Annotated in this window: 1 protein-coding gene; it reads right to left on the bottom strand. The window is 74.1% G+C overall.

The features are described 5' to 3' along the window. Positions 1–32: 32 nt before the first annotated feature. Positions 33–10,751 carry a type I polyketide synthase gene (locus OHT01_RS01765; RefSeq protein WP_328551293.1) on the bottom strand — a complete coding sequence of 3,573 codons (10,719 nt, stop codon included), beginning with the start codon at positions 10,749–10,751 and terminating at the stop codon, positions 33–35. Positions 10,752–10,784 lie beyond the last annotated feature (33 nt).

Raw genomic sequence — 10,784 nt, forward strand, 5'->3', positions numbered from 1 at the left:
GTCGCCCGCCCCCTATTTTTGGCTTGCGCAGTTCAGGAGATGCCGAGTTCGTCGTCGAGGAGCTCGTACAGCTCTTCGTCGCTCGCCGAGCTGAGGTCGTCTTCGTCCTCGGCTCCGCCGGCGCCTCCCGGATCGGCGGGCTCGTCCCCGTTCCAGCGGGCGAGCAGTGCCTGGAGACGCATGTTGATCCTGGTTCGGGTGACGTTGTCGATGCCGTCCGTTCCGGCGCCGTCCAGGGCGGCGGCGAGGCGGTCGAGCTCGTGGAGGACGGGCGCCGTCCCGGCCGTACCACCGGGGAGGTCCTTCAGCACTCGCCGCGCGAGTACCGCGGGCGTCGGGTGGTCGAAGACCAGGGTCGCGGGCAGCCGCAGGCCGGTGGCCTTGTTCATCCGGTTGCGGAGCTCCACGGCGGTCAGCGAGTCGAAGCCCAGGTCGCCGAAGGCCTGGTCGGGCTGGACGGCCTTGGCCGAGCCGTGGCCGAGGACGGCGGCGACCTCGGAGCGGACGAGGTGCAGGACGGCCTCTTCGCGCTCGCTCTCGGGCAGGCCCGCGATCCGTTGCGCCGGCGGTACTTGAGCCGCCCGGTCCGTGCGCCGCGGCCGGCCGCCGACGAGCGCCCTGAGCAGCGGCGGCACCGGTGCGGTCGCGTTCCGCAGGGCGGCGAGGTCCAGCCGTGCCGCGACCACGAGGGGTTCCCGCAGCGAGAGGGCGGCGTCGAGGAGTTCCAGGCCGTCCTCGTCGGACAGCGGCAGCACGCCGCCGCGGGCGAGCCGGGTCCGGTCGGCGGCGCCGAGGGACTCGGTCATGGTGCCGGTGCGCTGCCACAGGCCCCACGGCAGCGACACCGCGGGCAGCCCCTGGGCGCGGCGGCGTCGGGCGAAGGCGTCCAGGAAGGCGTTGGCCGCGGCGTAGCCGGCCTGGCCTGGGGTGCCGAGCGTACCCGCGAGCGAGGAGAAGACCACGAACGCCGACACGTCGCCCGCCAGTTCGTGCAGGTTCAGCACCGCGTCGGCCTTGGGGCGCAGCACCTTGTCCAGGCGCTCCGGTGTGAGCGAACCGATCACGCCGTCGTCGAGGACGCCGGCCGTGTGGACGACGGCCGTCACCGGCGTGCCGGACAGCACCTCGGCGAGGGCGTTCCGGTCGGCCACGTCGCAGGCGGCCCAGAGCACTTCGGCACCCGCGGCGGTCAGTTCCGCCCGGAGCTGCGCCGCACCCTCGGCATCCGCGCCGCGTCGGCTCATCAGCAGCAGGCTGCGCACGCCGTGCTCGGCGACCAGGTGCCGGGCGACGAGTCCGCCCAGGGCGCCGGACGCGCCGGTCAGGAGCACGGTGCCGGTCCCGAAGTCCGGGGTGGCCCGCGGGGCGTCGGCGGCGGCCCTGGCGAGCCGGGGCAGCAGGAGCGCGTCGCCGCGGAGCGCCGCCTGCGGCTCCTCGGAGGCGAGGAGCCGGGGGACGGCTGTCGTCACTGCCCGCTCCAGGTCGGCATTCTCTTCGGTGTCGAGGAGGACGACGCGGTCCGGGTTCTCCGACTGTGCCGACCGGACCAGGCCCCACACGGCCGCCTGCACCGGGTCGCCCGCTTCCGGTTCGTCCCCGGCGGCGACCGCGCCCCGGGTCACCAGCACCAGGCGGGCGGCCCGGTCCTTGGCAGACCACCACTGGACCAGCCGGAGCACTTCGGCGAGGACGCTCCGGACCCGCTCGGCATCGGTACCCGACCCGCCGGGGCAGGGGACGACGACGGCGTCCGTGTCCGCCTGCTCCCCGGTCTCCACCGCGGGGGCGGCCAGGAGGGCGGCGATGTCGTCGTAGGCCCGTACGACCGGTGTTCGTGCGTCGGCCGTGGTGGCGAGCGGTGCCCACTCCACGGCGAACAGGGAGTCCCGGGAGCTCGTGCGCAGTTGCTCGGCCGACACCGGGCGCAGCGTCAGCGACTCGACCGACATGACGGGACGGCCCGTGTCGTCGGCGGCCTCCAGCCGTACCGTGTCCCCGCCGGCCGGGGAGAGCCGTACCCGCAGGCTCGCCGCTCCGGTTCCGTGCAGCGTGACGCGGGACCATGCGAAGGGCAGCAGGGGCCCGTCGGCGGCCGGTACGAGACCGCCCGCGCCCAGCGCGTGCAGCGCGGAGTCGAGCAGGGCCGGGTGCACACCGAACGCGTCCGCGTCCGCCTGCGCCTCGTCGGTGACGGCGAGTTCGGCGTAGACCGCGTCGTGGCCGCGCCACGCGGCACGCAGCCCCTGGAACAGCGGACCGTAGCTCAGGCCGAGGTCCGCCAGGCGGTCGTAGAAGCCGTCCAGGTCCACCGGCTGGGCATCGGCCGGGGGCCAGTTGCTCAGGTCGGTCCCGGAGGGGGTCGCGCCGGTGGTGAGGACGCCGGTGGCGTTGCGTGTCCAGGGGCCGTCCCCGGCTCGCGAGTGCACGCTCAGCGGGCGGCGACCGGAGTCGTCCTGGGCTCCCACGAGGACCTGGAGAGCGACGCCGCCGTGCTCGGGCAACACCAGCGGTGCCTGCAGGGTGAGTTCCTCGACCTGGTCGCAGCCGGTCTCGGCCGCGGCGTGGGCGGCCAGTTCCACGAAGGCCGTGCCCGGTAGCAGCACCGTGCCCAGCACCACGTGGTCGGCCAGCCAGGGCTGGGCCCGCAGGGACAGCAGCCCGGTCAGCAGGTGGCCGCCGGCGTCCGGCAGCTCCACCGCCGCGCCGAGGAACGGGTGATCGGTGGCGTCCAGTCCGGCCGCTCGTACGTCACCGGCCGGAGCGCCCGCCTCCAGCCAGTACCTCTCGTGCTGGAACGCGTAGGTCGGGAGGTCGACACGGCGCGCACCCGGCAGGACGGCGTCCCAGTCGATGGCGACACCGTGCACCTGGGCCTGGGCCAGGGCGAGCATCAGCCGGTTCCGTCCGCCGTCGCGGCGGCGCAGCGTCGGTACGACCGCGGCGTCCGCGTCCGCGGCCTCGATGGTGTCCTGGATGCCCGCCGACTGGACGGGGTGCGGGCTGACTTCGACGAACACGTCGTGCCCGTCGGCGAGTGCGGACCGGATCGCGTCGTGGAACCGTACCGTCTGCCGCATGTTGCGGTACCAGTAGCCGGAGCCGAGCTCGTCCGCGGTCAGCTTCCCGCCCGTCACCGTGGAGTAGAAGGGCACGGAGCCGGGGAGCGGGCTGATGCCGGCGAACCCCTCGCTCGCCTGTGCTGCGACGTGTTCGATCTGCGGCGAGTGTGCGGCGTAGTCGACGGCGACCTTGCGAGCCTGGATGCCCTCCTGTCGGCAGTGCGCGAGGAGTTCGTCGAGGGCGTCGGTGTCCCCGGAGACCACGACGGTGGCGGGCCCGTTCACGGCGGCGATGCCGAGGCGGCCGGTCCACCGGACGACCAGTTCCCGTGCCTTCTCGTCCGGAAGCGTCAACGAGGCCATGGCGCCGCGTCCCTGGAGTTCGCGGACCGCGAGACTGCGCCGCACCACGATGCGCGCTCCGTCCTCCAGAGAGATCGCTCCGGCGATCACCGCCGCGGAGACCTCGCCCTGGGAGTGCCCGACGACCGCGTCGGGGGTCACTCCGAAGGAGCGCCACACCTCGGCGAGGGCGACCGTCATCGCCCAGAGCACGGGCTGCAGCACGTCGACCCGGTCCTGTTCGACCTCGGAGGTGCCGCGCAGCACCGAGGCCAGCGACCAGTCCACGTGCGGCGCGAGGGCGCGTTCGCAGGCGTCGATCCGGTCGCGGAAGACCGAGGAGGTCTCCAGCAGTTCGGCGGCCATGCCCACCCACTGCGACCCCTGCCCGGGGAAGACGAAGACGGTCTTGCCGCCGGTGCGTGCGGTCCCGGTCACCACACCGGGTGGCGTGGTGCCGCCGACGACACCGGCCAGTCCCCGCCGGAGCTCCTGGAGAGTCTGCCCGACCACCACGGCACGGTGTTCGAAGGCCGCCCTGGTCGTGGCCAGCGAGTAGGCCACGTCCGCCGCCAGGGCCGCCTCGCCTTCGCCGTCCCTGTCACCGCCGTTGTCACGGTTGTTGTCGTTGTCGTCCAGGAAGGACGCGAGGCGGGCGGCCTGCGCCCGCAGCGCTGCTTCGGTCCTGCCGGAGAGCACCCACGGCACTGCCGCGCCTGAGCCGGTCGCCGACGGCGGTTCCTCGACCGCCGGAACCTGCTCGATGATGGTGTGGGCGTTGGTACCGCTGACGCCGAAGGACGAGATCGCGGCGCGGCGCGGGCGGTCCGACTCGGGCCAGTCGACGGCCTCGGTCAGCAGCCGCACATCACCGGCCGACCAGTCCACGTGCGGTGTGGGTTCGTCGACGTGCAGGGTCCGCGGGAGCACTCCGTGGCGCATCGCCATGACCATCTTGATCACACCGGCGACACCCGCGGCGGCCTGCGTGTGACCGATGTTGGACTTCAACGAGCCCAGCCACAAAGGCCGGTCGCCGTCCCGTCCCTGGCCGTACGTGGCGAGCAGCGCCTGCGCCTCGATCGGGTCACCCAGCCTCGTACCCGTGCCGTGGGCCTCGACGGCGTCCACGTCGGCGGTGGTGAGCCCGGCGGACGCCAGCGCCTGCCGGATCACCCGCTGCTGCGCAGGACCGTTCGGAGCCGTCAGACCATTGGACGCACCGTCCTGGTTCACCGCACTCCCCCGCACGACAGCCAGCACCCGATGACCGTTGCGCTCCGCGTCGGACAACCGCTCCACCAGCAGCACCCCGACGCCCTCACCCCAGCCCGTGCCGTCCGCCCCAGCACCGAACGCCTTGCACCGCCCGTCGGGCGACAACCCGCGCTGCCGACTGAACTCCACGAAGACCGCCGGGCCGGCCATGACCGTGACGCCGCCGGCCAGGGCCATCGTGCACTCACCGCTCCGCAGTGCCTGGACGGCCAGATGCAGGGCCACGAGCGACGACGAGCACGCCGTGTCGACCGTGACGGCGGGGCCCTCCAGACCGAACGTGTAGGACACGCGCCCGGAGGCGACGCTCCCGGAGACTCCGGTGGTGAGCAGGCCCTCGACGCCCTCGGGCAGTTCACGCGGGCCTTGGCCGTAGTCGTGGTACATCAGGCCTGTGAAGACGCCGGTACGGCTGCCCCGGACCGTCGTCGGGTCGATCCCGGCGCGTTCGAACGCCTCCCAGGACGCCTCGAGCAGCAGCCGCTGTTGCGGGTCCGTCGCCAGGGCCTCGCGCGGGCTGATGCCGAAGAAGCCGGCGTCGAACTCGCCCGCCTCGTGCAGGAAGCCTCCGTCGCGCGCGTAGGTCTTGCCGAGGCGCTCGGGGTCGGGGTCGTAGAGCCCGTCGACGTCCCAGCCGCGGTTGTCCGGGAACCGGGAGATGCCGTCCCGGCCGGAGGCCACCAGCCGCCACAGGTCCTCCGGCGAGCGGACCCCGCCCGGGAGGCGGCAGCTCATACCGACGATGGCGATCGGCTCGTCGGCGACGGCCGCAGCCTGTCGCGCCGAGGTCGCGGCCGGGGCGGCCGGGGCCTCGCCGAGGAGTTCGGTGCCGATGTACCGGGCGAGGGCGGCGGGGGTGGGGTGGTCGAAGACGAGGGTGGCGGGCAGGCGCAGACCGATGGCGGGGGACAGCCGGTTGCGCAGCTCCACGGCCGTCAGCGAGTCGAAGCCCAGGTCCTGGAAGGCGTGCGCGGGCTGGACGGCCCGGGGCGAGGAGTGACCGAGCACGGCGGCGACTTCGGCCCGGACCAGTTCCAGGAGGGCCTCGTCGCGCTCGTCGGCGGCCAGACCGGCGAGGCGTTCGGCCAGGGATCCGGTGGTGGCGCGCCGGGCCGTGCCGCGTATGGAGAGGCGGACGAGTCCGCGCAGCAGGGCCGGTACGTTTTCTGCTCCCCGGTTGTGCAGGGCGGCGGTGTCGAGGCGGACGGGGACGAGCACGGGCTCGTCGGAGGCGAGCGCCGCGTCGAACAACCGCAGGCCGTCCTCGGTGGACAGCGGCAGGACGCCGGAGCGTGCCATCCGCGACCTGCCCGTCCCGTCGAGGGCGTCGGCCATGGCACCCTCCTGCTCCCACAGGCCCCACGCCAGCGAGACCGTGGGCCGCCCCTGGGCGTGGCGGCGCCGGGCGAAGGCGTCGAGGAAGGCGTTGGCCGCGGCGTAGTTGCCCTGGCCGGGGTTGCCGAAGACGCCCGCTGCGGAGGAGAACAGCACGAACGTCGTGCTGTCGTCGGTGAGCTCGTCCAGGTTGAGTGCGGCGTCGGCCTTGGGCGCGAGGACGGCGCCCACACGCTCCGGGGTCAGCGCGGCGATCACGCCGTCGTCGAGCACGCCGGCGGTGTGCACGACGGAGTGGACCGGGACGGCGGCCAGCAGCCGGGCGAGGGCGTCACGGTCGGCGAGGTCGCAGGCGGCCCACGTCGCTTCGGCGCCGAGCGCCGCGAGTTCGGCCTTCAGGTCCGTGGCGCCCGGGGCGTCCGCGCCCCGGCGGCTGACGAGCAGCAGCCGGCGTACGCCGTGTCCGGTCACCAGGTGACGGGCGAGGGTTTTGCCCAGCGCGCCGGAGGCGCCGGTGAGCAGCACGGTGCCGAGGCCGAAGGCAGGGCCCTCGGCGAGGGCGGAGGCCGCTTCGTCCGCAGGGCCGGTGGCCGTGTCCTCCATCGCCGGGGAGGCTGCGCGGGCTAGGCGCGGTGCGCTGACCTCCCCTTCGCGGACGACGACGTGGGGCTCGCCGGACAGCACGACGCCGGGCACGAACGCGGCCGCCTCGTCCGGGCGGTCGGTTTCGAGCAGCACGATCCGGCCGGGGTTCTCCGCCTGGGCCGAGCGCACCAGTCCGCCTGCCGCGGCGTGCGCGAGGTCGTCGCAGCGCGCGACCAGCACGAGGCGCGGTGTCCGGTCCTCGGCGAACCAGCGCTGAACCAGCCGCAGCACGTCGGTGGTGACCGCACGGACCCGCTCGGCCCCGGTCGCCCCTTCCGGACCGTCGGGGCACGGGACCACGACCACGTCCGGCTGCGACGGCCCGTCGGCATCGGCCAGTGCGGCGATGTCCGGGACGTACACGACCGCCGTCCCGTCCGCGTCGTCGGAGGGCAGGGTCAGCGGCGCCCGCTCGACGGTGAACAACGCGTCACCGGAGCGCCTGCGGAGCTGCCCGGCCGACACCGCGCGCAGTGTCAGCGACTCGACGGACGCCACCGGCGCGCCGGTGGCGTCGGCCACCAGCAGGGAGACCGCGTTCGTACCGGCCGGGGCCAGCCTGACCCGTACGGTGGACGCGCCCATGGCACGCACGGACACCCCGGACCAGGCGAACGGCAGAAGCGGCCCGTGCGCCTCGGTCACGAAGGAGCCGCCCGCACCGCCCGCACCGCTCACGCCGATCGCGTGCAGCGCCGCGTCCAGCAGAGCCGGGTGCAGGAGGAAGGAACCGGTGTCCGTGCCGTCGGGGAGGGAGACCTCCGCGAAGACCTCCTCGCCCGCGCGCCAGGCGCTCCGCAGTCCACGGAACGTCGGTCCGTAGGCCAGGCCGAGGGCGCCCAACCGGTCGTAGAAACCGTCCAGGTCGACCGACTCGGCACCCGTCGGCGGCCACGCCGTGAGCGTCCGGTCGGCACCCGCGGCGCCCGTCTCCTCGGTCCCATCGGTGATGAAGCCGGTCGCGTGGCGGACCCACGGCAGGTCGGTGTCGTCCTCGGGACGCGAGTGCACGGTCAGCGGCCTGCGGCCGGTGCCGTCGGCCACGCCGACCCACACCTGAACCGCGACGCCGCCCTGCTCGGGCACCACCAGCGGCGCTTCGAGGGTGAGGTCCTCCAGCAGGTCGCAGCCGGCTTCGTCGGCGGCGCGCACCGCCAGTTCGACGAACGCGGTGCCCGGCAGCAGCACGGTTCCGAGCACGGCGTGGTCGCTCAGCCACGGGTGCGTGCGCAGGGACAGCCGACCGGTCAGCAGCCGCTCGTCGCCCCCGGCGAGGGAGACGGCGGCGCCCAGCAGCGGGTGGTCGGCCGAGCCCAGTCCGGCGGCGCGGACGTCACCGGGTGCGGCCGGTGAGGCGTCGAGCCAGTAGCGCTCGCGCTGGAAGGCGTAGGTGGGCAGGTCGACGCGGCGGGCGCCGGGGAAGAAGGCGTGCCAGTCCGGGGAGACACCGTGCGCGTGCAGTTCGGAGACGGCGGCGACGAGTGCGGCCCGCTCGGGGCGGTCGGCGCGCAGGGCGGGCACGGTGACCACGTCGCCGTCCAGGCAGCCTTGGGCCAGGGCACTCAGCACGCCCCCCGGTCCGATCTCGACGAACGTCGTCACGCCCAGGTCGTGCAGGGTCCGCACGCCGTCGGCGAAACGGACCGCCTCGCGGACGTGCCGGACCCAGTACTCCGGGGTGTACGGCTCGGCGAGGCGGCCGGTGAGGTTGGAGACCACCGGAATGTTCGGCTTCTCGAAGGCCAGCCCGCGGACGGCCTGAGCGAACTCCTCCAGCATGGGGTCCATCAGAGGCGAGTGGAACGCGTGGCTGACCTTCAGCCGGGAGGTCTTGCGGCCCTGCTGCCGGAAGGCCTCGGCGATCGCGGTGACGGCGTCCTCGGTCCCGGACACCACGACGGACCGCGGACCGTTGATCGCGGCGATGCCGACGCCGTCGGTGAGATGCGGAAGGACTTCGTCCTCGGTGGCCTGGGCGGCGATCATCGCTCCGCCGGCGGGCAACGCCTGCATGAGGCGAGCCCGGGCGGACACCAGCTTCGCGGCGGCGTCGAGCGACAGCACCCCGGCCACGTGTGCGGCGGCGATCTCGCCCACGGAGTGACCGGCCACGTAGTCCGCCCGGATCCCCCACGATTCCAGGAGCCGGAACAGCGCCACCTCGACCGCGAAAAGTGCGGGCTGGGCGGCGCCGGTACGGTGCAGTTCTTCCGAGTCGACGTCGACCGCGGTGCCGAGGTGCGCGCGGACCTCGTCGTACGCGGCGGCGAACGCCGGGTAGGCCGCGTACAGTTCGCGCCCCATGCCCAGGTGTTGCGATCCCTGGCCGGAGAAGAGGAACCCGACGCGCCCGCCGGTGCCGGAGAGGCCGCGCGCGACGCCCGGGGCCGGGGAGCCGGAGGCCACGGCCCGCAGCCCCTCGGCGAGTTCCGCCGTCGTCCCGCCCTGGACCACGGCGCGGTGCTCCAGGGCCGTGCGCGTCGTGGCGAGCGAGAACGCGACGTCGAGCGGGGGGACTTCGGCGTCCGTACGGGACAGCAGGCGTTCGGCCTGCGCGCGCAGGGCCTCCTCGGTCCTGCCGGAGATCACCCATGGCACCGGTCCGCCCTCGGCCGGGCGCGCCGCCTCCGGGACGACGGTCTCAGCGCTCCGCGCGCCTTCCTCCGGCTCTTCCGGGACCTCGGTTTCCTGTACGAACGCTTCGGCCGACGGGGCTTCCTCGATGATGGTGTGCGCGTTGGTGCCGCTGATCCCGAAGGAGGAGATGCCGGCCCGGCGCGGCTGGTCCGACGCCGGCCAGGGTGTGCGGTCGGTGAGCAGCCGTACGGCGCCCGCCGACCAGTCGACGTGCGGGGACGGCGCGTCGACGTGCAGCGTGCGCGGCAGTTCGCCGTGGCGCATGGCCATGACCATCTTGATGATGCCCGCCACCCCGGCCGCGGCCTGGGTGTGACCGATGTTGGACTTGATCGAGCCCAGCCACAGCGGCTTGTCGTCGGGACGGCCCTGCCCGTACGTCGAGAGGAGCGCCTGCGCCTCGATCGGGTCGCCGAGCCGGGTGCCCGTGCCGTGCGCCTCCACCGCGTCGACCTGTGCGGTGGTCAGCCGGGCGGCGGCCAGGGCCTGGCGGATCACGCGCTGCTGGGAGGGGCCGTTGGGGGCGGTCAGGCCGTTGGACGCGCCGTCCTGGTTGACGGCGGAGCCCCGGACGACCGCGAGGACCTCGTGTCCGTTGCGTCGGGCGTCCGAGAGTCGCTCCACGAGCAGCAGGCCGGCGCCCTCGCCCCAGCCGGTGCCGTCGGCACCGGCCGCGAACGCCTTGCAACGGCCGTCGGGCGACAGGCCGCGCTGGCGGCTGAAGCCGACGAAGGTGGCGGGGCCGACCATCGCGGTGACACCGCCCGCCACGGCCAGCGAGCACTCGCCGTTGCGCAGCGACTGGACGGCCAGGTGCAGCGCCACCAGCGAGGACGAGCACGCCGTGTCGACCGTGACAGCCGGGCCTTCGAGGCCGAAGGTGTAGGCCACACGGCCGGAGGCGACGCTGCCCGAGGTACCCGTCCCCAGGTAACCCTCAAGGTCCTGCGGGGAGTTCTGGAGGGCGGCGAGGAACTCGTGGTTCATCACGCCGGCGAACACACCGGTCCTGCTCCCCGCCAGCGAGGCGGCATCGATACCGGCCCGCTCGAAGAGCTCCCACGACGTCTCCAGCAGCAGCCGCTGCTGGGGGTCCATGGCGAGCGCCTCGCGGGGCGAGATCCCGAAGAGACCGGCGTCGAACCGCGCCAGGTCGCGCAGGAACGCGCCCTCACGGGCGTAGCTGGTCCCGCGGGCCTCCGGGTCCGGATCGTAGAGCGCGTCCAGGTCCCAGCCGCGGTCGGCGGGGAACTCCGATACGGCGTCGCGGCCGCCTGCGACCAACTCCCACAGGTCCTCCGGCGAGTCGACCCCTCCCGGGTAGCGGCAGCTCATCCCGATGATGGCCACCGGCTCCCCGGCGGCGTCCTCGTAGTCCCGAAGGCGCCGCCGGGTCTCCTGGAGATCTGCGGTGACTCGCTTCAGGAAATAGCGGAGCTTGTCTTCGTTCGCCACCGAAATCGTCCCTCACCCCTGCGAAGACTTGCC

It is taken from the genome of Streptomyces sp. NBC_00358, from assembly GCF_036099295.1.
Taxonomy (GTDB): domain Bacteria; phylum Actinomycetota; class Actinomycetes; order Streptomycetales; family Streptomycetaceae; genus Streptomyces.